This window comes from Arthrobacter sp. B0316-5-4, from assembly GCF_059090325.1.
Map to the genome: position 1 here is coordinate 304,896 of NZ_JBNHFN010000001.1, position 25,667 is coordinate 330,562.

21 protein-coding genes and 2 tRNA genes are annotated in these 25,667 nt (G+C 63.2%); 8 read left to right on the forward strand and 15 right to left on the reverse strand.

The window, feature by feature from the left end; translation table 11 throughout:
* The first annotated feature begins 127 nt into the window (after positions 1 to 127).
* A complete protein-coding gene (locus AC5RU9_RS01370; RefSeq protein WP_494015055.1) occupies positions 128 to 1,366 on the forward strand; it encodes an NAD(P)/FAD-dependent oxidoreductase in 1,239 nt (412 codons plus the stop codon).
* Positions 1,367 to 1,381: 15 nt separating this feature from the next.
* Here AC5RU9_RS01370 and AC5RU9_RS01375 read toward each other — a convergent pair whose 3' ends face one another.
* From AC5RU9_RS01375 to AC5RU9_RS01390, 4 genes are all read right to left on the reverse strand, one after another.
* Entirely contained in the window at positions 1,382 to 2,605 is a 1,224-nt protein-coding gene (locus AC5RU9_RS01375) for a cysteine desulfurase family protein (RefSeq protein WP_494015056.1), read from the reverse strand.
* A 42-nt stretch (positions 2,606 to 2,647) separates the two neighbouring features.
* Entirely contained in the window at positions 2,648 to 3,328 is a 681-nt protein-coding gene (locus AC5RU9_RS01380) for a helix-turn-helix transcriptional regulator (protein WP_494015057.1), read from the reverse strand.
* A 65-nt stretch (positions 3,329 to 3,393) separates the two neighbouring features.
* Entirely contained in the window at positions 3,394 to 4,062 is a 669-nt protein-coding gene (locus AC5RU9_RS01385; protein WP_494015058.1) for a hypothetical protein, read from the reverse strand.
* Positions 4,063 to 4,143: 81 nt separating this feature from the next.
* Complete coding sequence (locus AC5RU9_RS01390; RefSeq protein ID WP_494015059.1) at positions 4,144 to 5,085, reverse strand: diacylglycerol/lipid kinase family protein; 942 nt, start codon at positions 5,083 to 5,085, stop codon at positions 4,144 to 4,146.
* Between the two features lie 111 nt (positions 5,086 to 5,196).
* Between AC5RU9_RS01390 and AC5RU9_RS01395 the strand changes: the two genes are divergently transcribed.
* From AC5RU9_RS01395 to AC5RU9_RS01410, 4 genes are all read left to right on the forward strand, one after another.
* Positions 5,197 to 6,141: a J domain-containing protein gene (locus AC5RU9_RS01395; protein WP_494015060.1), complete on the forward strand. Its 945-nt coding sequence runs from the start codon at positions 5,197 to 5,199 to the stop codon at positions 6,139 to 6,141.
* A gap of 42 nt (positions 6,142 to 6,183) precedes the next feature.
* Complete coding sequence (locus AC5RU9_RS01400) at positions 6,184 to 6,651, forward strand: tRNA (cytidine(34)-2'-O)-methyltransferase (RefSeq protein WP_211714220.1); 468 nt, start codon at positions 6,184 to 6,186, stop codon at positions 6,649 to 6,651.
* Between the two features lie 189 nt (positions 6,652 to 6,840).
* Positions 6,841 to 7,446 (forward strand): ECF RNA polymerase sigma factor SigK, encoded by a 606-nt coding sequence (sigK, locus tag AC5RU9_RS01405; RefSeq protein ID WP_494015061.1) that lies wholly within the window; start codon positions 6,841 to 6,843, stop codon positions 7,444 to 7,446.
* Position 7,447: 1 nt separating this feature from the next.
* Positions 7,448 to 8,278: an anti-sigma factor gene (locus tag AC5RU9_RS01410; protein WP_494015062.1), complete on the forward strand. Its 831-nt coding sequence runs from the start codon at positions 7,448 to 7,450 to the stop codon at positions 8,276 to 8,278.
* A gap of 87 nt (positions 8,279 to 8,365) precedes the next feature.
* Here AC5RU9_RS01410 and AC5RU9_RS01415 read toward each other — a convergent pair whose 3' ends face one another.
* The 6 genes from AC5RU9_RS01415 to AC5RU9_RS01440 all read right to left on the reverse strand — a co-directional run bounded on the left by AC5RU9_RS01415 (position 8,366) and on the right by AC5RU9_RS01440 (position 14,840).
* On the reverse strand, positions 8,366 to 9,769 hold the full coding sequence (locus AC5RU9_RS01415) for a GntT/GntP/DsdX family permease (protein ID WP_494015063.1): 1,404 nt from the start codon (positions 9,767 to 9,769) through the stop codon (positions 8,366 to 8,368).
* Complete coding sequence (locus AC5RU9_RS01420) at positions 9,766 to 10,311, reverse strand: gluconokinase (RefSeq protein WP_211714223.1); 546 nt, start codon at positions 10,309 to 10,311, stop codon at positions 9,766 to 9,768. The genes AC5RU9_RS01415 and AC5RU9_RS01420 overlap by 4 nt, the downstream gene beginning before the upstream one ends.
* A gap of 74 nt (positions 10,312 to 10,385) precedes the next feature.
* Positions 10,386 to 11,165, reverse strand: coding sequence for a PIG-L deacetylase family protein (locus AC5RU9_RS01425; RefSeq protein ID WP_494015064.1), 780 nt, complete (start codon positions 11,163 to 11,165; stop codon positions 10,386 to 10,388).
* Between the two features lie 5 nt (positions 11,166 to 11,170).
* Positions 11,171 to 12,124 (reverse strand): electron transfer flavoprotein subunit alpha/FixB family protein, encoded by a 954-nt coding sequence (locus AC5RU9_RS01430; protein WP_211714225.1) that lies wholly within the window; start codon positions 12,122 to 12,124, stop codon positions 11,171 to 11,173.
* A gap of 13 nt (positions 12,125 to 12,137) precedes the next feature.
* Positions 12,138 to 12,941, reverse strand: a complete 804-nt coding sequence (locus AC5RU9_RS01435; protein WP_494015065.1) for an electron transfer flavoprotein subunit beta/FixA family protein — start codon at positions 12,939 to 12,941, stop codon at positions 12,138 to 12,140.
* A gap of 258 nt (positions 12,942 to 13,199) precedes the next feature.
* Complete coding sequence (locus AC5RU9_RS01440; RefSeq protein ID WP_494015066.1) at positions 13,200 to 14,840, reverse strand: S1C family serine protease; 1,641 nt, start codon at positions 14,838 to 14,840, stop codon at positions 13,200 to 13,202.
* Between the two features lie 320 nt (positions 14,841 to 15,160).
* On the opposite strand from AC5RU9_RS01440, the gene AC5RU9_RS01445 reads away from it, so the two are divergent.
* Together AC5RU9_RS01445 and AC5RU9_RS01450 are read left to right on the forward strand one after the other, a co-directional pair.
* Entirely contained in the window at positions 15,161 to 17,218 is a 2,058-nt protein-coding gene (locus AC5RU9_RS01445; protein ID WP_494015067.1) for a TPM domain-containing protein, read from the forward strand.
* Between the two features lie 100 nt (positions 17,219 to 17,318).
* Entirely contained in the window at positions 17,319 to 18,107 is a 789-nt protein-coding gene (locus AC5RU9_RS01450; protein WP_494015068.1) for a PspA/IM30 family protein, read from the forward strand.
* A gap of 110 nt (positions 18,108 to 18,217) precedes the next feature.
* Here the strand turns inward: AC5RU9_RS01450 and AC5RU9_RS01455 are convergent, their stop codons facing one another.
* The 5 genes from AC5RU9_RS01455 to AC5RU9_RS01475 form a co-directional block, all read right to left on the reverse strand.
* Positions 18,218 to 19,063 (reverse strand): GntR family transcriptional regulator, encoded by an 846-nt coding sequence (locus AC5RU9_RS01455; protein WP_249184912.1) that lies wholly within the window; start codon positions 19,061 to 19,063, stop codon positions 18,218 to 18,220.
* Positions 19,064 to 19,170: 107 nt separating this feature from the next.
* Positions 19,171 to 19,244: transfer RNA gene (locus AC5RU9_RS01460), tRNA-Met, on the reverse strand.
* A gap of 252 nt (positions 19,245 to 19,496) precedes the next feature.
* Positions 19,497 to 19,570, reverse strand: a tRNA-Met gene (locus tag AC5RU9_RS01465).
* Between the two features lie 134 nt (positions 19,571 to 19,704).
* A complete protein-coding gene (locus AC5RU9_RS01470; protein WP_494015069.1) occupies positions 19,705 to 22,701 on the reverse strand; it encodes a UPF0182 family membrane protein in 2,997 nt (998 codons plus the stop codon).
* Positions 22,702 to 22,827: 126 nt separating this feature from the next.
* A complete protein-coding gene (locus tag AC5RU9_RS01475) occupies positions 22,828 to 23,964 on the reverse strand; it encodes a YlbL family protein (protein WP_494015070.1) in 1,137 nt (378 codons plus the stop codon).
* 212 nt (positions 23,965 to 24,176) lie between these two features.
* On the opposite strand from AC5RU9_RS01475, the gene AC5RU9_RS01480 reads away from it, so the two are divergent.
* Positions 24,177 to 25,613 carry a zinc-dependent metalloprotease gene (locus AC5RU9_RS01480; protein WP_494015071.1) on the forward strand — a complete coding sequence of 479 codons (1,437 nt, stop codon included), beginning with the start codon at positions 24,177 to 24,179 and terminating at the stop codon, positions 25,611 to 25,613.
* Positions 25,614 to 25,667 lie beyond the last annotated feature (54 nt).

The window sequence follows — 25,667 nt, forward strand, 5'->3', positions numbered from 1 at the left end:
TGTCCGGCCCGGAACGGCCAGTGGGCCCGTCCATTCTAGCTCGCGGTAGCCGGAGTGTGCTAAATGCCTTGACCACCCCCATTCCTGATTCTAAAATTAGGACTACTGATTTTAGAATCGAGCTGACATGGCTACAGAACGAATGGTCATTTCCGGCGGCGGCCTGGCCGGCGCCTCTGCTGCCAGGACCCTGCGGGCCGAAGGTTTTGATGGCCCCATTACCCTGCTCTGCGCCGAGAACCGCATCCCCTACCTCCGCCCTCCCCTTTCCAAGGAATTCCTGCTCGGAAAGGCAGGCGAAGATTCCGTACCGGTGGTTCCGGCGGGCTGGTACGAAGAAAACGGCGTCGAACTGCTGCTCGGCAACGTCGCGACGGCGGTGGATCCGGCCAGCCACCGGATAGCGCTGCCAGGTGGCCTCCACCTCGAATACGCCAAACTGCTCATCGCAACCGGTGCACGTCCCAGAACCATCCCCCTTCCCGGTGCGGACCTCGAAGGCGTCATGACGTTCCGAACTTTCGATGACAGCCTGCGCCTGCAAAGCCTCCTCAAGGACGGTGGACGGAAAGTGGTCATGATCGGATCCGGCTGGATCGGCATGGAGTTGGCGGCGGCAGCCCGCTCGTACGGCAATGACGTAACGCTCCTGGGACTGGAAGACATTCCGCTGAGCGCCGCCATCGGGCCGGAATTAGGGCGCTACTTCCAGCACCTTCACCTGGAACAAGGTGTCTCGTTCAGGCTTCCGGCGAGCGCGGCGCGAATCGAGGGACGCGACGGAACGGCGGAGGCAGTCGTCACCGACAGCGGCGAAAGGCTACCGGCCGACATCGTCATCATTGCTGTCGGCGTGGTCCCGGACACTGCCCTGGCGGAAGCGGCAGGCTTGGCGATCCGCAACGGCATCCTGGTGGACTCCGGACTCCGCACCAGCGCCCCGGATGTCTTTGCCGCGGGCGATGTGGCAAACGCCCTCCATCCGTTCACCGGCGAACACCACCGCAGTGAACACTGGTCCAATGCGCTCAACGGCGGCAAGACCGCGGCGAGGTCGATGCTGGGCCAGGACGCCACCTTTGATGTGGTGCCCTACTTCTACACCGACCAGTTCGAGGCGAGCATGGAATACTCGGGCTTCCCTTCGCTGGCCTCGGGCCTTTCACCGGTGATTCGCGGCGCCTTGACTGACGAAGGCTTCATCGCATTCTGGGTCAAAGACGGATGTGTGGTTGCCGGCATGAGCGTCAACCAACGCCGTGTCCACAAGGCGATCAAGGCCCTCATCACGGGCCGCGTCCGCGTCAGCCTGGACCGGCTGACCGATCCGGCAGTGCCGCTCGAAGAACTTCTTCCCACCCCATAACATGCACGGAGCAGCTCAAACCTGGTGCTGCCTCGCCACCGTCGCCGCCGTTTGAATGCTGGACTCGTGGCCGGCCATGCCGGCCTGTCGTGCCCGCGCGCACGCCTCCGGCAGCGCCTCGAGGAGGGCGTCAACGTCAGCTTCTGTAGAGCTGTGGCCCAAGGTGAAGCGCTGTGCTCCGCGCGCTGTGTCCTCATCCAAACCCATGGCAAGGAGGACATGCGAAGGCCGCGGCACTCCCGCGGTGCATGCCGAGCCCGTGGACGATTCCACGCCTGCCAGGTCCAGGAGGAAGAGCAACGAATCCCCTTCACATCCGGGGAACGTGAAGTGGGCGTTGCCGGGGAGGCGTCCAGCGCCGGGCGCCCCTCGCAGCACAGCGTCGGGAACGGCCGCCAGGACGCCGTCGATCAGGCGGTCGCGGAGTCCGGCCAGCCGATCCTGCTCCTCCGCCAGGTGGGCGGTGACTGCTTCGGCGGCCGCAGCGAACGCGGCGATCGCAGGCGTATCCAGGGTTCCCGAGCGCACGTCCCGCTCCTGCCCACCACCGTGCTGAACCGGGGTCAACGTCACGGCCCTGCCCAGGAAGAGAGCACCCACGCCCACCGGTCCGCCCAGCTTGTGGCCTGACACGGACATCGCCGACAGGCCCGATCCACGGAAGTCGACGGCAACAGAACCGAATGCCTGGACGGCGTCCGAATGCACCGGGATTCCGTGTGGCTTTGCCAGCCCAACAACCTCAGCTACCGGCTGGATGGTCCCGACTTCGTTGTTGGCCCACATCACGGTAATCAGCGCAATCGAATCAGGATCCTGTTCGATTTCGCGCTGAAGGACGTCCAATCGGATGGTGCCTTCGCTATCCACCGGGAGCCACACAACATCGGCTGCCTCGTGGCGCTCCAGCCACTCCACGGTGTCCATGACTGCGTGATGTTCGACGGCGGAGCAGAGGATGCGGGTCCGGCGGGGGTTTTCGTCGCGGCGGGCCCAGAACAGGCCCTTGACGGCCAGGTTGTCAGCTTCAGTTCCACCCGAGGTGAAGATCACTTCCGATGGATGCGCGCCGGCGGCAGCGGCCAGCGTTTCGCGGGCATCCTCCACCGCGCGGCGAGCACGACGTCCTGCGCCGTGGAGCGAGGATGGATTGCCTGTGCGCGCCAGTTCACGCGTCATGACGGCGAGCGCTTCAGCCGAAAGGGGCGTGGTGGCAGCGTGATCGAGGTATACAGGCACCTTTCAATTCTACCGGGCCTGACCCTACCGGGCAGTTTCAGGTCATCGGCCCTCGGTGGTGCTGGTGATCCTTGCGCAACAGTGCCCGGGGTCCGTTCCGGCGACCACCGTCCCGGTGGGCAGGCCCGATGTTTCCGCTGCCCCTCGAAGGAAAGCGCCGTTCATGGGGCAGACCACGTCCGCGTGGTTTCTTGAGAGCCGGTGGAAGGGGCAGTTGAGCAACAGGTACCCACCGCCGTCGTCGGGAGCGGGCTGGTATCCGAGGTCCGAAAGGGCGCCGATGAAGTCTCCCGGGCGTCCGGCCTCACGGCCGGATGCATGCGCCACATCGAGCAGGGCCCGGGAAACCGGCACATTCTCCGCCTGCGAGTGGGCGATGGCCGACGCCATAAGCTCCCCGGCGAGATCGTAGTTCCGCTCGGGCACGGAAGCACTAACCTCTTCGAGTGCCGGCCTGTAGAGCTTCGACGGTCGCCCGGACCCGGGACCGGTTCTGCCTGTCGGCTTCCTGAACTCACTGCGCAGGAGTCCGCCGGTAACCAATCGGTCCAAGTGGAACGAGGCTGTGCTGCGGGGAAGGTTCAGGGCCGCAGCTGCCTCATCCCGTCCCACTGCGTCCCGGGCACCCACAACGTATTCATAGAGTGCGCGCCGGTTTTCCTCTCCCAGGGAGGCCACGGCGGCAATCCTGCGGAGCCATGGGAGGTCGGAGGAGGTGCCCATGCACACAGGATAACTCTAAAAAGAGACTCATTGATTTAAGAGTGCCGCATATTCACGGCACCAGCTCAGGAGGGTGGAACAACAGCGAGCTTGGAAGCCATCTCCGCCCGGGCACTTGCCAGCGCTCCAGGGTTCGGGCAAGCGAGGGAAATGTACACCGACGACGCCGGCGTGCTGAACAACCTTGCCAGCACCATCGCCGCGGCACCCCCGGAAGAAGAATCCAGGGCGAGGAACTCCACGCTGTGCTGCGGCTTGTCATCGTCCTGCCCCCACCGAAGCGAGACGGGCTTCAGGGTCTCGGCGGCGATCCCGGCATCCAGGTAATGGAACAGTGCCTTGGTGGAAGCGTCGTCGTCGCCTGATACCACCAACGGGCCCTGGTTGACGCTGACACGGATCGCCAACGTGCATCCGTCGGCCCTTTTGTACCGGACTTCTCCCTGCAGGCCGGAATGAACCAGTGACCACCCAGGCACCTCCTCCATCCGGCTGGAGACTGTCACGGGATCCCCTGTGGCCAACGTGGCGCCTGCGGTCATAGGCAGGTCCTTGGCGGCCACAGCCTCCGCATCATGCCCGGGTGTAATGGTGGGGGTCGAAAGCGTGGACTCCGACGGCGACGGCTTCGGTGCTTCCGGGTCCGGGACGTTGACGCTGCAAGAGGCCAGCAGGACGCCAACTACGCCTATGGCAGCCGACCCGGCCAGCCGCCGTCGAACATTCCCTGACACTCCCGCTCAAGCCCCTTCCGGATTCCCCTGTCCCTGACGCGATCGAGTCTATCCGCCTACGGCCGGGCCTCCGCCGTCGCGTCAGGCGAGGACACGCAAGCCGCCCGGCACCACTTCCACGTCGACAGGCAATTCGCCAAGCCTCTCGCCGTCGGCATAAGCAACCACGCCCGCAGCCTCCAGCCGCACTTGCCTCACCCTGCGGATTTGCACGGCCGGGTGGTCCGTATGCTTCCCGGCGAACACCTTGGGAAACACTGCCAGGAAGCGCAGCCTTGAAAGCGGCCGCACCACAAACAGGTCCAACCATCCATCGTCAGGGGCTGCGTCGGGGGTGATCCTCATGCCACCCCCAATCGATTGCCCATTGGCCACGGAGATCAGCAACGCACGCTGCGTCCACTGCTTGCCGTCCGCCATCACCGAATATTCGATCGGCCGAAAGGAGCCCAACTCCCGAAGCATCGCCAGGTTGTACCGGCTCTTGCCCCGCGGCCAGCGCCACGAATTGGCCCGTTCATTCACCGCGGCATCGAATCCGGCAGACAGCACCCCGGCAAAGTACGTCGTCCGCCCCTCCACAGTGACCCGTCCGACGTCGACCTTCCGGCCACCGGCCGCGAGCGCGGACAGCGTCCGCCGACACGCAGCGGTGGCGTCATGGAGGGGCAGGTCCAGCAAGCGCGCCACATCATTGCCGGTACCGCTGGGCACGATGCCCAAGGGGATGTCGAGGCCGGCAAGGGCGTTGACCCCCAGGTGGACCATGCCATCGCCTCCCACCACCACCAACGCAGCGACCTCGGTCCCGGCGAGCGCCTGGTCGACCACGTCCGCCAGGGCGGCGTAACCGTCGGTCTCGAGCACGACGACGTTCCAACCTGCGGCGCGGATGAATCCTGCGGCCTGGTGCCCGGCATGGCGGGTATGCCCAAAGGAAGCGGCAGGATTTATCGCCAGGACAATGTTCCCGGACGTGCCGGAAGGAGGGACGGGTAGCGCCGGAGCAGTCACAGGCTGCATTATGCCAGCCGGGAACCACGCACCCTCGTACACTCGTTCACCAGGTAGCTGGATAAACTTGCCAGTGCCGCGCCGTTCTTGCGCGGACCGTCATAAGAGAAGGGCCCGTGCTTGGCCGAGGGCAGCAGTTCGCACTATCAGGTTCTCCGTGTCTCCGTCACCGCGACGGACAAGGAGATCAAAGTGGCGTACCGCAAGGCCGCCCGCAAGGCACACCCCGATCACGGCGGAGAAGCGGAAATGTTCCGGCGGGTGACCTTGGCCTACGAGACACTTATCGATCCACAACGCCGGGCTGAATACGACCGCCGCTACGCCAGCGGAGCGTCGACCGTCAGCCAGCCGCGGCCAGGCGACTACACGGGCGCGTCCGCACCTGGCCCGGGATCGACCACCAACATCAAACGGCCCCAAACCCAACGAAACACAGCCGGTGATCCCCCGGTCTACGTGCCCGGCTTTGAGGACCCCAACGAGGTTCCCCTGATCTCTGCGGCAGAGGCGGCCCAGCAAGTCCACGGCATGCCCCGCAAGCGCGGGATCTTTGGCGCTGAAGCGCGCATCCAACGCGAAATGAGGACGGTCCAACTCATCAGCCGGCAAGTCCTGACCGCCATTCCCGCGGCCCGCCTGATCAATGGTCTCCGTTCGCCCTCGGACAACAACCACATCGACCACGCCGTCCTGTCCGGCTACCGGCTTGCACTGGTGGGCTCCATGCTCCTCCCCAAGGGGGCCTACGCATGGGACGGCCAATCATTGCGGCACGGCGGCCGTTCCGTCGCTCCCCCGCAACTGGCGCACATTGTCCGCCACATGCAGGACATCTTTCCTGAACTCAACGTCACCGGTTGGGTGGTCCTGCACAGCCCGGACGGCAACCTCCATGAACCTGTCATCGACCAGTACGGTAAAGGCCAGTCTGCCCACAACCCGGTGGAAGTGGTCAACGGCGCAGGACTTGCCCGGGGCTTGAAGCAGTTCCTCAGCTCCGGACCGGCGCCCAACACGGTAGTGGTCCCGGTCCTGGCACGCCTCCTCCGCGGGATGCATTAGGCCCAAGCAGGAGCTCCGTGGATGCCTGACTAAGATGGGACGGTGTTCCGCATCCTCTTCCACACTCCAGAAATCCCGGGCAATACGGGCAACGCTATCCGCCTCGCGGCCATCACGGGAGCAGAGCTCCATTTGGTGGAGCCCTTGGGTTTCGATTTTTCCGATGCCAAGCTGCGCCGTGCCGGCCTCGACTACCACGACCTTGCTGTCGTGACAGTCCATAAGGACATCGACGCTGCCTGGTCGGCCCTGCAGCCAGAGCGCGTCTTCGCGTATACCGCCGACGGCGAAACGTCCTACACGGATATCAGCTACCGGGAAGGCGACGTGCTCATGTTCGGCCCCGAATCGGTGGGCCTGCCGGAATGGCTCAAGCAGGACCCCCACGTCACCGCACGCGTCCGCCTTCCCATGAAGCCCTCCCTCCGCTCACTGAACCTGGCCAATGCAGCCTCGATCGCAGTTTTCGAGGCGTGGCGGCAGAACGGATTCGCGGGCGCCAAACTCTAGCCCATCCAAGGGCCCCACAGCACCGAATACCTTTTGCAGGGACAACCCCTGGACCGGATATTCACTGAGGGAGCCTACGTGAGCGTGCAGCAGACCAGCGTGATGGTAACAAGGCACTGCCTCGCCGCGCCCGCAACACCAACGGCTCATGCTGCCGGATTCAAACGGGACAACATATGCTGGACGGTGATGGACATCCCCAACAAACCCTCCGCTCCGGTCTTCGAGCCGGCCGATACTGCGACAGACCTGAACTCGCAGCTCACCGGCCTGCTCAACCTTGTGGCCGCAGGGGACCAGCAGGCTTTCGCAGAGTTCTACCGACTCACTTCACGCCGGGTATTTGGCATGGCCAAGCGGGTGTTGATTGACCCGGACCTCAGTGAAGACGCCACCCAGGAAGTCTTCATCCAGGTATGGCAAGGCGCTGCGAAGTTTGATCGGGCTGCAGGAAGCCCGCTGGCCTGGCTCATGACCATCGCTCATCGTCGTGCCATTGACCGCGTCCGTGCCGTGCAGTCCGCAACAGATCGTGAGGCCAAGTACGGCGCAGCGAGCCTGGACCCGGACAGGGACCTGGTGGCCGAGGAGGCAGGCAGCAACCTCGAAGCCGAGGCCGTCAGCCGATGCCTTGCCACCCTGACTGACACCCAGCGCGAGTCCGTCAGGCTCGCCTACTACGGCGGCCTGACCTACCGGGAAGTTGCCGAGCACCTTGGCGCCGCCGTTCCCACGATCAAGTCCCGCATCCGCGATGGACTGCTGCGTCTGAAGACCTGCCTGGGGGTGGGTTGATATGAGTGAAAACACTGGTGGAGGCTTTATCCGCAGAATGTTTGCCAACGACATCGCTACCGACCTCGCCGAGGGCCGCGTCCTTGAACTGGCGGAAATCTACGCCCTGGACGCCGTCAGCGACGAGGAACGGGCCATCATCGACGACTTCGTCAAGACCGCTCCCGAGGGTCCTGAATTCCATGAGCGAGTCCGACAGGCCCGCGAAACACTCGCCGCCGGCTTCGCGCCCGAGGAAGAACCGCCCGCGGGTCTCTTCGACAACATCATGGACCGTATCGCCAAGGACGCCGCTACGGAGCCCGCCTCCGCACCGGAAACGCCCGCGGCGGCTGGCCCCGCCGTCGACGAACTCGCGGCCGCGAGGGCGAAGCGCGAAGAACGCCGCAGTGGCGGCGCGCGCCGATGGATTGTGGGAGCGGCAGCCGCCGCAGCCATCGCCATTGGTGGAATTGGCGTGGGGTCGTACGTCTCCGCCCAGAACGATCCCGTCAACCAGGTCCTGCAGGCGCAGGACGTCCAGAAGCAGTCCGCAGCCGTTCCCGGCGGCGGCACAGCCACCATCTCGGCATCCTCGGCCAAGGACTCCTTCGTGGTCCTCATGAACGGCGTTGCACCCGCGCCTGAGGGCAAGGTCTACCAGTTGTGGACGCTGCCGAAGGACGGATCCGCACCCGTACCGCAGGGCACCATGGATGCCCAGACGCTATCGAAGCCGGCGGTTGTGAAGGGCCTTTCTTCGGCGTCCTCCGTAGCCATCACGGTGGAACCAGCCGGCGGGTCGAAAGCGCCCACCACAGCCCCGGTGCTGGTGGTAGCTCTTTCCGCTTGAGCGCTGACGCGCCGACTTAACGCCCGACGGCGGCCGCCCCACCACAAGGGGACGGCCGCCGTCGGGCGTCTTACTGCGTTCCGGAAGCTATAACACCAGCGACAGCAGCATCACGAAGCCGAATCCCACCACGGAAATCAGTGTCTCCATGACGGACCAGGTCTTGAACGTTTGCCCCACGGTGAGGCCGAACAGTTCCTTGACCAGCCAGAAACCGGCGTCGTTGACGTGCGAGAGGAACAGTGAGCCGGCGCCGATCGCCAAGGCGAGCAATGCCGCGTGAGTTGGGCTCAGGCTGCTGGCAAGGGGTGCGACGATACCGGCTGCCGTCACCGTGGCAACTGTCGCCGAGCCGGTGGCCAGGCGGAGGGCCACAGCGACGACGAAGCCCAGGACCAGGACGGACATGTTTGCGCCCTCTGCCCACTTCTTGACCGCGTCTCCGACTCCCGCGCCAATCAGTGTCTGCTTGAAACCGCCACCAGCACCCACAATGAGGAGGATGGCTGCGATCGGCCCAAGGCTCTCCCCCAGTTTGGCCGTGATCCTGGTTCCCGTGAACCCTACGGCATACCCGAAGGTGACGATGGCCAGGAGCACGGCAAGGGTCATGGCCACCAAGGGCTGGCCGACGAAGTCGAAGAAGATCCTGATGCCGGGACCAGTTGCCGCGTCGGGCCAGATGATGCCACCCAAGGCCTTCAAGAGCATCAAAACCACCGGGAAAATGATGGTCAGCAGAGTCACCCCAAAGGAAGGCTGGCGCTTGACTTCGCTCAGGTCCGCCGTGTGCTGGGTGTCAATGCCACCAGCAACCGCAGGAGCGTCCACGGGGACCCACCGGGCAGCCAGGCGTGAGAAAAGCGGGCCACAGATAATGACGGTGGGGATGGCCACCAAGATGCCCAGGCCCAGCGTTGTTCCCAGTTCCGCTTTCACTGCGCTGATGGCAATGAGTGGTCCGGGGTGCGGCGGCACGAGTCCGTGAAGCACCGACAGGCCTGCCAAGGCCGGGATGGCGATGCGCATCAGCTTCATCTTGGATCGCTGGGTGACCAGCACGATGACCGGGAGCAGCAGGACGAGCCCGATCTCGAAGAACATGGGCAGGCCGATGATGACAGCAACCAGCGTGATCATCCAGACCAGCTTGTTGCCGCTGGCCTTGGCCAGCAAAGTATCGACAACCCGGTTGGCGCCGCCGGAATCGGCGAGCAACTTCCCGAGCATGGCGCCAAGCGCGATCAGCAGGCCGACTTCCTTCAGGACACCGCCCACACCGTCCTCGAAGTTGGTGATGACTTTCCCCAGCTCCACCCCTGATGCCAGCCCCACAAAGGCTGAACCCAGGACAAGGGCAAGGAAGGGGTGCATTTTGAGTTTCGCGATCAGCACTACGATCAGGGCGATTCCCAACGCCGCCACCACGAGGAGTTGCGTGTCATGCGCGGTCCATTGCTGGACCTCCGTCGCAGTTTCCAGGGCCTTCACGAAGCACTCGTTCCGGTATTGGCGCCTGCGGGGCGAAGACCAAGCCGCTCAATGACTTCATCCGCTTCTTCGGCGGGCGACGCGGAAACGCACAGCGAGATGTAGTTCTCGTCGTCGGTGGGTTCCTCCAGGGCGTCAAACTGTGATTCCAGAAGCGACGGTGGCATGAAATGCCCGTGCCTGGAGGCCAGTCGGTCCGAGATCTTGTCCTTGCTTCCTTGCAGGAAAACGAAGACCACTCCTTCGCCGCGGAGAACGTCGCGGTACTTCTTTTTCAGTGCCGAGCACGTAATGATTGCCGGGATTCCGGCGTCCGTGCGCTGACGGATCCAATCCGAAATGATTCCCAGCCAGGGCCAACGGTCCTCATCAGTGAGGGCAAGCCCCGACTGCATCTTGGCTACGTTGGCTTCGGGATGCAGGTCGTCGCCCTCGGCGAGATCCCATCCAAGTTTTCCAGCGAGAACGCCGGCTACAGTCGATTTGCCGGAACCGGAGACTCCCATAATCACCAGTACGGGTTGTTGCGCAGTCTTCGCCATCAAAGTCTGCCTTCCTCGAATAAATATGATTTAACCGAGACCAAGCATATGACACGGGTTACATCTCGGCAATGTCAGAAGCCGGCGATAGTGCTGGATCCGTTGACTGACACGACGTGGAAGCCCTCTGCGCTGGTCCCCTCCGGCAGTCCAGCACGATGTCCGTTGTGCTGCATCAGGCCGCGGACCACCCTCTCCATGGCCTCAACATCAGGGTGCTGGCTCGCGTGGACCCGGATGGCGTCGAGCTTGGCGGAAACATGGGCCGAGACATCCACGAAGTGGTTCTCCCTGGCCTCCGGGCTTGAAATAAACCAGAGCCAGGGCAGCTTGTAGGCCTCGAGGCCGGCCTCAGCCAGTTCCGGATAGGCGAAGGGATTCTCCACCGCCGGATACACCGCCCGGGTCACTGCTTCCCCTGCGGCAAGGTGGTCAGGGTGGCTCTTCTGGAGGCGGTCCCAGTTCCTTTCCGGGTGCATGGTCAGCACGATGTCCGGGCGGATTTCACGGATCAGCTTCACAACCTGCTTGATGACGCCGTGTGTCGGTTCAAGGTATCCGTCGCGCTCGTGAAGGTAATGGATGTCCGTGACACCCACCAACGCGGCGGCCCGTTTCTGTTCCTCGGCCCGCAGCTCGATGATGCGTTCCCGGTCCACGGGATCAAAACCGCCGGCATCGCCGTCGGTCATTATGCAGTAGCTGACCTGGACACCGGCTGCAGTCCAGGCTGCGATGGTCCCCGCAGCGCCGAAATCGATGTCGTCAGGATGGGCGGTAAAACAAAGCACCCGCTCGACACGCTCCGTGGAGGCATCGAACGGGCTCTTTGCTGACAGGACGTCAGTAGGCAAAGGGATCAGCCTTTCCGCTTCTTGATTTCCGCGGTGGCCTGCGGGAGGACCTTGAACAGGTCGCCGATGATGCCATAGTCCGCGATCTCGAACACCGGTGACTCGGCGTCCTTGTTGATGGCAACGATGACCTTGGAGGTCTGCATGCCAGCCTTCTGCTGGATGGCCCCGGAAATGCCGGCCGAGATATACAACTGCGGAGACACCGTGACACCGGTCTGGCCGACCTGGGCATCGTGACCAATCCAGCCGGCGTCAGTGGCAGCACGGGATGCTCCCACCGCGGCACCCAAGGCGTCTGCGAGCTCTTCCAGTGGACCGAAGTCCCCGTCCACGCCACGTCCGCCGGCAACAACGATCCTGGCTTCGCTGAGGTCCGGCCGTCCACTGACCGGCTTTTCCGTCCGGGCGGCGATGCGGGCAGAGTTGGCTGCGGCGTCGGCCGGAACCTCCACCGTGGCGGTTGTCGGGGCAACCGATTCAGCAGCCGCTACAGGTTCAACGTTGTTGGCCTTGACAGAAAGCACCGTCACCGGCGTAGTGGCCTTGGCCGTGGTGGTGTACGAACCAGCCAGCACGGACTTGTGCGCAGTGCCGTCGGCTTCGACGCCTACGACATCCGTGATCACACCTGCACTGAGCTTGATGCCGAGCCGGCCTGCGATTTCCTTGCCCTCAGGCGAGTTATCGAGAAGCACTGCGGTGGCTCCCGAAGCGTTTACAGCTGCCGCAAGGTACGCGGCCTTCGGTCCTACGAGGTATTCGTCAAGGTTCGCCAGCGACGGCTGGTACACTGTGGAGGCGCCATAGGCACCCAGGGTGGCAGCGACGTCGTCGGTCAGTTCACCGGTGATTGCGACGGCGGTCTCCCCCAGCGAACGGGCGATGGTCAGGAGCTCCAGGCTGCTCTTCTTGAGAGCGGCTCCCGGGTTGTCAATGAAAACAAGTGCATTTGCCATGGTTGGGATCCCCTTAGAGCAGCTTCTGTGCGGCCAGGAAGTCGACCAGCTTGATGCCGGCGTCGCCTTCGTCTGTGATGATGGTGCCCGCGGTCCGGGGCGGACGCGCATCAGCCGATTCCACCACTGTCCAGGAACCGGCCAGGCCGACCTGGGAGGCGTCCAGCCCAATGTCGGACAGCGTCAGGGAAGTGATCTTCTTTTTCTTGGCCGCCAGGATCCCCTTGAAGTTGGGGTACCGGGGTTCGTTGATCTGGTCCGTGACCGAAACGACGGCCGGAAGGCCCGCTTCGACTGTCTCCGAAAAATGGCCGGCGTCACGGCGTGCGCGGACCTGGCCTCCCGTCACTTCCAGGCTCGATGCGAACGTCACCTGTGGGTACGACAACCGCTCGGCCAGCTGGGCCGGAACCAGCGAAGTCTCGCCATCGGTCGATGCCATGCCCGTCAGGACCAGGTCCACGGGTCGGCCATCTGCCGAAAGGTGGCCAATGGCAGCGGCAAGGGCCAGCGACGTGGCCGCAGCATCCGAGCCCGCCAACGCGTCATCGCTCAGGTGAACGCCCGAATACGCGCCGATCTGAAGGGATTTCTTCACGGCATTGACGGCCCCCGAAGGGCCCATGCTCAGGGCAATGACCTCGTTACCGGCTTTGGGACCGCCACGCTCTTCTGCGAGCTGCAGCGCGGCCTCGAGGGCGTACTCGTCCAATTCGGACAGGATGCTCTCGTCACGGTCGGTTGTGTTGTCTGGGCCGGTGATGTGCCGGTCGAACTGCGCGTCCGGGACGTGCTTGACCAGAACGACAATCTTCAATGTCTCTTCCACTGTCTTCGAAGCAGCCTTCCATGCTTGTGGACGGCCAACCGCAGAAGCGTGGCCGTGAATTGCCCAGCGCGTGGGCTCGTCCTAGCTAAGCATATTGCCCGCAGAATTCCACTCCCAGCGTTAACCCCTGTTGCGGGCCACCGGGCCGGGTACGACGACGAGGCGGGCAACACCCCAAGGGGTGCGGCCCGCCGTCGTACTTGTGTTTCGCGCTGTTGCTGCGCGGCGCCTGCTGCTGGACAGCGCTTACTGCTGGGCGGCGTCGAGGGTAACCTCGACTTCCTGCGACTGGCCGCCGCGGAGGATGGTCACCTTCACCTTGGCTCCGGCCGGCTGTTCCCGGACCGCTGCAGTCAGCTGGTTGGGGTCGCTGACGGTGTAGTCGCCGAACTTGGTAACGACGTCGCCCACCTTGAGCCCAGCCTTCGCTGCGGCCGAGCCGGACGTCACCGAAGCAACCTCGGCACCCACCGAGAAGCTCGAGTCACTGCCCGTGGAGGACTTGGCCCGCACGGACACGCCGAACTGGCCGTGGCTGGCCTTGCCGGTATCGATGATCTCCTGTGCCACGCGCTTGGCGTGGTTGATCGGGATACTGAAGCCCACGCCGATGTTGCCGCTGGACGAATCGGACGTGCCACTGCCAGCGGAGGCGATGGCGACGTTCACGCCGATGATTTCGCCCTTGCTGTTCACCAGGGCACCGCCGGAGTTACCCGGGTTGATCGCGGCGTCAGTCTGGATCACGTTGATGGCAATGGATCCCTCGTTCGCCGTGGACTGGCTTTGGCCACCGCCTGGAGGTGCGAACTGGAAGCCCTGGTCACCGCCCTGCGAGTTGTCTGTGCCCTCCTTCGGAGCGGCCGACGAAGCCACGCTGATGGTCCGGTTCAGGGTCGAAACGATGCCGTCCGTGACCGTCCCGGTCAGGCCCAGCGGCGAACCGATGGCGACGGCGGTGTCCCCCACGTTGATCTTTGAAGAATCACCCAACGATGCGGGAACCAGGCCCGAAGCGTTATCCACCTTGATGACGGCGAGATCAGACAACGGGTCCGTTCCCACTACAGTGCCTTTGAGCACCTTGCCATCGCTGGTCCGGACCTCGATCGCCGCGTTCGACGTCGCCCCATCCAGCGTGACCACGTGGGTGTTGGTCAGGATGTGGCCCTGGTCGTCGAGGATGATGCCGGAGCCCGTACCGCCTTCGTTGCCACTGGTTGCCTTGATGGTCACCACGCTGGGCGAGGCCTTGGCTGCTGCTGCTGTGATGACGTTGACGTCGTCCTTGTTGTTCACAATGACCGTGCTGGACTGGCTACCGGTCGCGGCCGTCGGCGAAGTGTTGTTGTCCCACAACGCGTTGCTGCCTGCCACTACCCCGCCGCCAATCAGGCCAGCAGCGAGCATGCTCGCCACCAGCGTCCCGACGCCGAAAGCCGGCTTGCGCTTGGTGGCGACTGCTGACGAGTGCCCCGGCGTGTGCTGCGATCCCGGTCCCTGCTGGGGTCCCTGGGCGTTGCCGAAATGCGAACCCGGATTGTTGGCCTGTCCACCGCCGTAGAAAGGCTGCTGCGAGGGGTACGCAGGACGCTGTGTCGGATCCTGCGGCTGGGCAGAAGGCTGAGCCGCTCGGGCCGGCCCTTGCTGCGGGGCGCCGTAATAGTGGGGGTTCGGTGCCGGGGGCTGGTGCTGTCCGGCCGGCGGCTGATATGCAGGAATGGGGGTTGTCGGTTGAGCTGCGCCCCGGGCCGATCCACCTTGCCCTGAAGTCCAGGCAGGCTGCTGCTGGGTAGCGTTGGCATCGTTGTGCCCGCCCGGAGTGGCCCGCGCCTCTGACGGCTCACGGTTCTCTGGTGCGGTGCCCTGCGCTGGGTTCTCCGTCATGGGTCTTCCTTTCGTCCTCGTCTTCATCAACTATGTACCCATTTACTGGAACAAAAGCGGACGTTCGCTGGGAGCTTCCTGAAAGGGCAGGCCGACTGGTCCAGGGTTCCCTGGATTGCCCTCAACGGGTCAACAACCCTGCTTTCTCCTATATTTCGCTGGTGGCATATTCAACGCTGTGGACGGGCTATGGGGTGCACCATAGAATCAAGAGGAATTGCCACAGCGACCTGCGGCTTTACACCATGCGTGGGGGCGCTGAGCATTCTGTGACGATTGGTACGCCTTGTTCCAGTCGCAGACGTGCTGAAGGGTTGCACATGCGGTCAATATTTAAACGCGTACTCGCTGTCATTGGCGTGGCCGGAGTGTTGGCCTTGCCGGCCGGCGCGGCTTTTGCTGCCGATCCCGTGACGATACCGTCCGGGCAGAACATCGTGGACGATGCGAATCTCCTGGGCAGCCGCAAGGGTGAAGTACAGGACGCTATTCAAAAGACGCTCAAGGACCACAAATACAACTTGTATGTGGTGACTGTGGACTCGTTCACGAATCCTTCGGATCCCAAGGCGTGGACAAAGGCCGTTGCCGACAACAGGGGCATGGGCAAGCCGGACGCCATTCTAGCGATCTCCAAGGCTGGCCAGTACAACTTCGCCCTGAACTCCGGGAGCGCCATTTACTCCAAGCAATCCGCCATCGCACAGAATGCCGTGTTGCCGAACCTGGCCGGAGGCAAGAAGGACTTTGCCCAGGCCGCGATCGATACCGCAGCCGCTATCGGTGATGCAGCTGGCGGCGGCAGTGGAACTGTGCCCAGCGGTAACGCTGGGGTCGGCGTCCTGGTTGGCGTCGGCGTCGTAGCGGCAGGCGGTGCCGGCACGTACCTCTACCTCCGGAACCGCCGCAAGAAGGCCGGTACCAAGGCGGTCAGTGCAAGTTACGGTCCGCAGGGCGAACAGCTTGACCCATTGGCCGGCCTGAGCATCCCCGAGCTGAGGCAGAAGAGCGGTTCGCTGCTGATTGAGGCCGATGACGCCATCAAGTCAAGCGAGCAGGAACTCGGCTTCGCGCAGGCACAATATGGCGACTCCGCGATTGGCAACTTCACCAAGGCCTTGGAAGAGGCCAAGAACCACATGACTGAGTCGTTCAAGTTGCAGCAGCAGCTCGACGACCATATTCCCGACACTGAAGAGCAGCAACGGACCTGGCTTGGAGAGATCATTCGCCGGTCCGAGGCCGCATTGGCGTCCCTCCGCGACCAAAAAGCCGACTTCGACTCGCTGCGGGAGTTGGAGAAAAACGCTCCGCAGGCTTTGGCCGCCGTCAATTCCGGTGCCAAGGAGGCAGATTCCAAAATTGCCAACGCTGAGCAGTCGCTTGAAGGCCTTCGCGCGAAGTATGCCGAGTCCGCCCTGACGCAGGTATCGGATAACATCCTCCAGGCCAAGGAGCGGCTGGCCTTTGTGCAGAACGCCGCCACGGCCGCGCAGGAGAAGTTGGCTGCAGGCGAGAACAGCCTCGCCGCCGTCGCTGTTCGCGCCGCAGAGGAAAGCCTGCACCAAACGAACGTGTTGATTGACGCCATTTCGAAGACCGCCGGAAGCCTCGACGAGGCCCGCTCCTCCCTTGAAGGTGCAGTCGCGGAAACCAGCCAGGACCTCGCCCAGGCCAGGGCCATGATCCAGTCCGGGGAACATCCTGAACTCGCAGGACCCGTCGCCGGTGTCGAAGCCGCCTTGGCGCAGGTGAAAACCGAGATCCAAGGCGGAAAGATCGATCCCATTGCAACACTCAGCCGCGTTGAGTCTGCGCACCAGGCGCTGGACCAGTCCCTGTCCGGCATTCGGGACCAGCAGGAGCAAGCGCGCCGCGCACAGGCTTCGCTGCAGCAGACCATCATGGCCGCGCAGGCGCAGATCAGCGCAACGTCCGACTACATAACGGCCAGGCGTGGCGGCGTGGGCACGGAGGCACGCACACGTCTGGCTGAGGCCCAGCGAAACCTGGATTATGCCCTGTCGATCTCCCGGAATGATCCAGTTACGGCCCTCACTTACGCCCAACAGGCCCATTCACTCGCTGCCCAGGCAGCCCAACTTGCCCAGTCGGACGTCGACCAGTTCGGCTACGCGGACCAGGGTTACGGCCGTGGTGGCATGTTCGGCGGTGGCGGAGGCGGCGGAGGCGGCCTCGGAGGAGCCATCCTCGGCGGAATTCTCATCAACTCCATCCTCAACGGCGGCGGAGGTGGCTGGGGTGGTGGCCACAACGACGGCGGGGGCGGCGGAGGTTTCTTCGGCGGCGACTCGGGCGGTGGCGACTTCGGTGGCGGTGGCGGCGACTTCGGTGGCGGCGATTCCGGCAGCTTCTAGACCTACAAACTAAGCGGGGTTCGTGCCCCGAATAGAAGCGGTACAACAACTGATCACTGATTTCAGTGGGCATTCACTGAGCAGGACGAAAGGCAACACCATGGTTAAGCAGTCCATTTTCGGTCGGATCTCCCAGCTGGCAAAGGCCAACATCAACGCCTTGCTCGACCAGGCAGAGGACCCTCAGAAAATGCTGGACCAGATGGTCCGCGACTACACGAACAACATTGCCGAGGCCGAGTCAGCGGTGGCCCAGACCATCGGCAATCTTCGGATGCTGCAGGCGGACTACAACGAGGACATCAAGAACGCCCAGGACTGGGGCAACAAAGCCCTCGCCGCATCACGCAAGGCAGACGAATACCGCGCTGCCGGTGACGCCGCGGATGCCCAGAAGTTCGACAACCTCGCCAAGGTGGCCATCCAACGGCAGATGACTGCCGAATCCGAGGCGCGGACGGCAGAGCCGAGCATCGCTTCCCAGACCGAGGTTGTGGACAAGCTCAAGACCGGGCTTGACCAGATGAAGAACAAGCTCAACCAGCTGACCGCCAAGCGCAATGAACTCGTTGCTCGTTCGAAGACCGCCGCTGCCCAGTCGCAGGTACACGATGCCCTCAAGAGCATCGACATCATGGACCCCACCAGCGAGGTAGGCCGCTTCGAAGAGAAGATCCGCCGCGAAGAGGCCAAGGTCCTCGGGCAGCAGGAGCTTGCCAGCTCCAGCCTTGACGCACAGTTCAACCAATTGGAGGACTTGGGCGAGCAGACCGAAATCGAGGCCCGCCTCGCAGCCCTCAAGTCAGGCGGCGCCAAGCCTGCCATCGGCGCTGGCACCCCCGCCTCGAGCGGGTCGACCGTCGACGAAGCCGACTTCGACAAGCTCTAGGAAGCCGCCGGCACATTCATTCCGGCACCCTTCTGAAACATAAGAGTGGGTGGGAACCGTACACGGATCCCACCCACTTTTTTGTCGCCCCTTTTAGGACTGCAGTGCAACTAGGCGGCGGGTAGCGGTTGGTCCTGGCCTGGGCTGACGTCCGTTGCCACTTCCGCCCGGATTTCAAAACCTTTCGGGTGGAAGTAGGTCACCGTGCACTCCAGGACCTCGCCGTGGGGTCCGAGCGTGGTCCGTTCCAGGCGGGGGACCATGGGAAACCCGCGTACGTTCAGCGCGTCAGCGAGGTGCTCTGGGGGCGCATGCATCGTTACCGTGATTTCGGCCCGCTGCAGTGGCTTAAGGGTCCTGTCCTGGATGACCTGGTAAATCGAGTTTCGTTCCGCATCAGCAAGGCTGATGTGGCGTCCAATGTGCGACGGTATGAATATCTCAGCTATGGCGTAGGGCCAGCCCGCACTTGAGTACGAGCGGCGAATGACCAGGACAAGATTGTCGTCGGAGACCAGCTTGGCTGGCACCGATTGGTCCTTCTCCATCCACTTATATTCGATGAGTCCCTTGACGGTCTTCATCCCGGCCGCCGTAAAAGTCTCCATGAAGGGCGCCAGGCGATTGAGCATCTTGACCGGCCGCTGGGCCATCACGAACGTGCCCTTGCCCTGCCTGCGAATCAAGAGACCCTTGACTACGAGCTTTTCAATGGCTTTTCGGACGGTGGTACGGCTGATCCCGTACTCCTCCATGAGGGACTCTTCCGTGGGTATTCGGGCCCCCGGTTCCAGACGGCTGACCTGTTCCGTCAGGACATCGGCCACCTGCTGGTAGACGGCAACAGGGCTGTCCCGTTGAAGGAGCCGACGCTCAAGGTCAGGGTGGGGGTCTTCATTGACCAACGGGGCCGTCTCCTCTGTTCCTGGCACAGTCTGGGATTCGTCAGGCGGCAACGTGTTTCCTTGCGCAGCCAGTCGGCTTCGATGCTAGCATCGGTGACCCAGCCAGCCCTTAAAACAAAAGATCCGGACCAGTATTACTGATCCGGATCTTTCTCCAGTTGCGGGGACAGGATTTGAACCTGTGACCTCTGGGTTATGAGCCCAGCGAGCTACCGAACTGCTCCACCCCGCGTCGCAAGAACAACTCTACCGCACCTTCGGAGTGCATCTGACCAGCCAGCCCATAAGGTGCCGCAGATCACGCCCGGATACCACGGTCACTCCCCCGTTGCAGGCGGAACCTGAGCGAGCGTCGCGCCCAAGCAGGCGGAACCTGAGCGAGCGTCGCGCCCAAGCAGGCGGAACCTGAGCGAGCGTCGCGCCAAGTTTCCGGGGCAAAACAAAAGGTCCGGATCAGTGTTTACTGATCCGGACCTTTCTCCAGTTGCGGGGACAGGATTTGAACCTGTGACCTCTGGGTTATGAGCCCAGCGAGCTACCGAACTGCTCCACCCCGCGTCGCAAGAACAACATTACCGTCCGGTGAATGGCAGACCAAATCCTGGCTACGTGATCTGCATCTCCCTGCACGAGCAAGGGCCGGTGCCGGCCCCAAAAGGGGCTGGCACCGGCCCTAGCCGTGCTCGCTGCTCTTAGCTACTGGGCGAAGGCGACGGGGTCGCGCTCGGAGTAGCTCCCGGCGTCGTGGTTGGTGCAGGAGTAGCACCCAAGCGGTTTTCAGCGTCCACGGCCCTCTTCAGCGCCTCAGAGAGCTTGGTTTGCTGGGCACCATAGCCGGCAAAGTCGCCCTTGGCCAAGGCTGCCTGCCCCTCCTGGATGGCCTTGTTGGCATCATCCAGGGCTGCCTTCAGATCCGCTTTCGCGTCGCTGGGGCCCGCCGGGGGCGTGGTGGTGCCCGGAGGAGCAGTGGGCGTCTGTCCATTGTTTGCGACATCGCCGGCCGAAGCGCCGGAGTCTCCGCCGAACAGCTGGTTGAGTGCCTCATCCAGTGTGGGCGCGAAGCCGATCTTGTCACCGAACGCAACCAGGACACGCTGGAGCGTTGGGTAGGACGTCTCACCCGTCGACTTCAGGTAGACCGGCTGAACGTAAAGCAGGCCGCCACCCACCGGAAGGGTCAGCAGGTTGCCGTTCAACACATCCGAGGCACCCTGGCGCAGGAGGTTCAAAGCCTGGGACACGGTGGGGTCGGAGTTGAACTTGTTCTGCGCCTGGCCCGGCCCGGGTACCTGCGTGTCGGTAGGTAGCTGCAGGAGCCTTAGCTGCCCGTAGCTGTCCGCCTTCACGCCCTTGACGTTTCCGGCGTCAGAGTCGGCCGCCAAGAACCCGTAGAGAATGTTCCTCGCACTGCCATTGACCGTCTGCGGGATGAACGAGGACGTCAGCTGGAAGGCCGGCTTGTCCTGGTCCGGCATCTGCAAGGACATGTAGAACGGTGGCTGCTTGACGGCTTCCGAAACGGTGGGATCGTTCGGGACGCTCCAGGCATCGTTGTTCTGGTAGAAGCTGTCTGGATCCGTGACGTGGTAACGGCCAAGCAGTTCACGCTGGACCTTGAAAAGGTCCTCCGGGTAGCGGACGTGGCTCATAAGGTCGCCCGACATTTCAGAGAAGGGCTTGATGACCGTCGGGAAGACTTTCTGCCATGCCTTCAGGATGGGGTCCTGGTCATCCCATGCGTACAGGTTCACGGAGCCGTCGTAGGCGTCCACAGTTGCCTTGACCGAGTTCCGGATGTAGTTCACGGAGCTGTTGGGCAGAGCGACGGTACGGCCGGCGTTGGTCTGCGAATCGGCGGTGGCGTTCTGCAGCTGCTGCGGTTGCGAGTACGGGAAGTACTGGCTGGTGGTGTAACCGTCGACGATCCACTTAACCCGCCCATCAACGACGGCCGGATAGGCGTTGCCATCCACCGTCAGGTAGGGGGCCAGCTTCTCAACGCGTTCGCGCGGGTTGCGGTCATAGAGAATCTGCGATTCTGCGTTGACGCCATCCGAGAGCAGCAGGTCAGAGGACTGGAACTTGATGGAGTAAAGAATCCGGTTGAGCCAATTACCAACGTTCGGGCCGCCATTGCCGTTGAAGGTGTACTGCGTTTCGCCCCCGCCTTCGCGGCCAACGGGTCGGTCCTGCTCACGGTTCGGGGCACCATCAGGGGCTCCCACGATGGAGTATTCCGGGGAATTTTCGCCGAAGTAGATGCGCGGCTCGTACGACGTGTCGTTGCCGAGTACGCCGTTGGACGGGATGCCTGACTGAAGGAACTCCGGCTTGCCGTCCGCGGTGAACTTGTTGCCCTTTGCGGCAACGACGCCATATCCGTGCGTGTAGACAATGTGCCTGTTGACCCAGGTCTGCTGGTTGGCGCTCAGGCCATCGGGGTTCAGTTCGCGAACCGCGATCACTGTGTCCTGGACCTTGCCGTCCACCACGTAGCGGTCGACGTTGAGGGTCTGCGGGAACTGGTAGTAAGGGCGGAACTGTTCAAGCTGCGCAAACGCCGATGAGATGAGGTTCGGGTCCAGGAGCCGGATGTTCGCCGTTGTTTGGGCGTCCGCGGCCAGCGCACCGGAAGTTGCGTTGGTGGTGGCGTTGTAAGCCGACACATCAACCTTGTCCAGGCCGTAGGCCGCGCGTGTCATCTTGATGTTGCGGTCAATGAAGTCTTTTTCCAGGGTATTTTCCGAAGGCCGGACCTGGAATTGCTGGATGACCCACGGGTAGACGCCACCGGCGAGGATGGCTGTGATGACCAGCATTGCCGTACCGATGACCGGCAGGCGCCAGCGTCCGATGACTGCGGCGATGATGAAGAGGATCGCCACGAGCGCTGCGGCTACCGCAAGGATGGCCTTGGTGGGAACCACCGCGTTGACGTCGGTGTAGAGGGCGCCGGCCCAGCGGCCTGAGTTGCTCTGGACTGTGGTGTACCTGTCCAGCCAGAAGTTGATACCAAGGAGAACCAGGAAAATGGCACCGGTCACGGCGATGTGGATCTGGGCGGCGCGGCTGGTGAAGATGCCGCGTTCCATGAGCCGGATGCTGCCGTAAAGGTAGTGCGTCAGGATGCCCGCGATACCAGCCACAACGGCGATGCTGATGAGGAATCCATTGACGAATCCCAAGAACGGCAGCGTCATCAGGTAGAAGCTGATGTCGAGGTTGAACAGCGGATCTGTCTGGCCGAAGGGTTCCTGGTTGAAGAACAACAGGGCCTTTTGCCACTGGCTGGCGGCCGCACTGCCGGCGAAGAGGCCGAAGAGGATAGGCAGGCCGATCATGACCACGCGGCGGACAGGCTCAAGCTGCGCCTGGTAGCGGTTGAGGTTGTCCCTGGACTCGGCGTCGGGAGCGTAGACGGGCCTGGACCTGTACGCAATCCGGATGGCGAAGAACACGGCTGCGAACATCATCGCGAAACCAATGAGGAAAGTAATGATCCGGGCAAGGTTTTCGCGCAGATAAACTTCGAAGAAGCCGAGCTGCTGGTACCAGAGGACGTCAGTCCAGACGTTGGCGAAGAAAATGAACCCGACGACGGCCACTGCCACGACAATGAGCGTCGGCGTCAGGGCACCTCGTCTCAGCGGTGATCTTCCGGGCGGGTTGGAGCTGGCGGGACGGGACAAACTCTGTACCTCATTGGTGTCAGTGAACAGTCGGTGTGCGAGTGATTGACTTTCTCTGCCGCTGGGATATGGCGGAGGCCGTCATATATGCCACGAGTGGCAGTAAAGCTAAGTTCCACCGTCAGTCTAGTTGTTTGTGCAGGTGGGAAGGCCCGCCGTGTCTTGCCCCGACGCAAGCCGTTCCACCGCGGAGGTCGCGTCGGCGAGCGTTTCGACCTTGACCACCTGCAAACCGTCCGGCACATGGCCTACGACATCGGCACAATTGGCCGCCGGAGCAAGGAACATGGTTGCCCCGTGGCTGCGCGCTCCGATCATCTTCTGGGCAATGCCGCCAATCGGCCCCACAGCACCGTCGGCAGTGATGGTTCCAGTACCAGCTACATGCTTGCCGCCCGTGAGGTCGCCTGGTGTGAGGTTGTCCACGATCCCCAGGGCAAACATCATTCCGGCGCTCGGCCCGCCGACGTTATCCAGCGAGATCCGCACCTCGAACGGGAACGTGAAGTCGCTTGCGAGCAGCACACCCAGGACGTAACGCCCGGCATCGTTCTTGGTCGGCGTGACGGTTTCGGTCACTTGGGTGCCCTTCCGGTCAACGACGACGGCGGCAGGGGCTCCCGCCGCAGCGGCCAGTTCCGCCTGGATCACGCCCATGGACGTAATGGTCTTGCCGTTGATGGAGATCAGGCGGTCGCCTTCCTGGATCTTCCCTGTCGACGGCGACGGGTCGGACAGGCCAGCGACGGTCAGCCGCTGTTCAAACGGGATATCCAGCTCCCGCAACGCCGCGGCAACAGCATTCTCCTGGGACGTCTCCATGGCGATTTCGCCCTGTTGGACGGTCTGCTCCGCGGTTGTGCCCTTGGGGTAGATGAGTTCCTCTGGATAAATGGCTTTGGAAGGGTCCACCCACGCACGGAAGACATCGAAGATCGTGGCCGGGCTCTTGGGGCCGCCGGTCATGACCACCGTTGTGAGGTCCAGGTTGCCACTCGCAGGGAACGACTCCCGGCCGGAGATAGTGATGACCGGCTTGTCGCCGTCCTTACCCAACGTATTGAAGGTGGGACCGGCTGACTCAATAACGTACGGCACGGGCAGGGCCGCGGCGCCGACTCCAAGACCCACAGCCAACAGGCCGGAGATAACCATGACCATGAACCGGATGTCCCGGGGAGGTGCCGGAGGCACGGAGGAGGGATCGGCGTCGTGCACTTGACGCGGGTCCAATGAGCCCTCGGGGCTGGGCGAAGTAAGCATTGGGACCTCTCTATGCCGGCATTGCGTTTCCGGTTACATGGCTCCGGCCGCCGAAGGCGACGGCGGCATATATACCAAGCATCAACAGTACGCGTTCAGACGTTGTGGCACTGCTTTGCCTACAGCGAACGACGCCCCATCCGGGCAGACAGCGTTGGGCCCGCGCGGTACGGTGAAAGAGATCACCAGCCAGTTCGACGATCGGCGGCACCATGACTTCCAACCCCAACAATCCGTCCAATGACGACGAGAATCCCCAGGATCCGCTGGCAGAAATGCTCCAGAACCTGATGGGCGGGCAGGGCATGGGCAACATCGATCCCGCTGAGCTGGCCAAGGCGGCGGGACTGCCCAACGATCCCCAGCTCCTTCAGCAGATGTTCGCGCAGGTCCAGGCCATGATGAGCTCGTCCTCCGACGGCCCGGTCAACTGGCAGCTTGCCCACGAGAATGCGCGGCGTGTCGCGGCCGCTGGCAGTGATCCCTCCGTCAGCGCCCACCAAGCCAAGGAAATCGACGAGGCGCTTCGGCTCGCAGAGCTTTGGCTCGATCCCGTCACCGATCTTTCCGCCACCGGCCTCATTGGCCGTGCCTGGTCCAGGGCCGAGTGGGTTGAAGCCACCCTTGGCACGTGGAAGCGACTGACAGAGCCGGTGGCGAACAGCATCGCCAATGCTTTGTCCAACGCGCTCACCCAGCAGATGCCCGAGGAAATGAAGTCCATGATGGGCGGTGCCTCGTCCATGCTGCAAAACATGGGCGGAGCGATCTTCGGCATGCAGCTGGGACAAGCCATCGGTGCACTCTCCGCCGAAGTGGTCAGCTCCACAGACATCGGTGTTCCGCTGGCCGACCTTGAAATGGCCTTGCTCCCCGCCAACGTATCGAAGTTCGGTGAAGGCCTCAGCCTCCCGGAGAACGACGTCCGGCTCTTCCTCGCGGTCCGCGAGGCGGCACATGCCCGCCTCTTCGTACAGGTTCCCTGGCTGCGGGGCCACCTCCTCGGTGCCATTGAGGCTTATGCCCGTGGCATCCACATTGATATGTCGCGTATCGAAGACCTGGCCCGCGACCTTGATCCCAGCAACCCCGAGGGAATTCAGGAAGCCCTGTCGCAGGGAGTCTTCACGCCTGAACGCACACCCGTCCAGACGGCCGCACTTGAAAAGCTCGAAACGGCACTCGCCCTTGTCGAGGGCTGGGTGGATGAACTAACGGCAGAAGCCACCGCCAACGTCTTGCCGTCCGCCACAGCGCTACGAGAAACGGTCCGTCGCCGTCGGGCAACGGGCGGCCCGGCGGAGCATGCTTTCTCGTCCTTGGTTGGACTGGAACTCCGTCCCCGACGACTCAGGGAAGCTGCGACTCTCTGGGCAACGCTGAAGGAAGAACGTGGCATCGCCGGCCGCGACGCCATCTGGCACCACCCCGACTTGCTCCCTACTGGTGAGGACCTGGACGATCCCAAGGGATTCTCCGAGCGGCGGCGACTCGCCGAGGCCAGCGACAGCGAGGTGGACGACGCCCTGCAGAAGCTGCTGAACGGCGGATACGACACCGATGGTGGGGAAGTACCGGACTCCCCCCGCGGGACAACGGAGGACGAGCCGGAGACGGACGACACCGATCCGCAGTCACCGAATAAGTAGGCAGTACCAACAGTGGCCGTCCCTTCCCGGGGCGGCCACTGTTGCCTTAAAAGC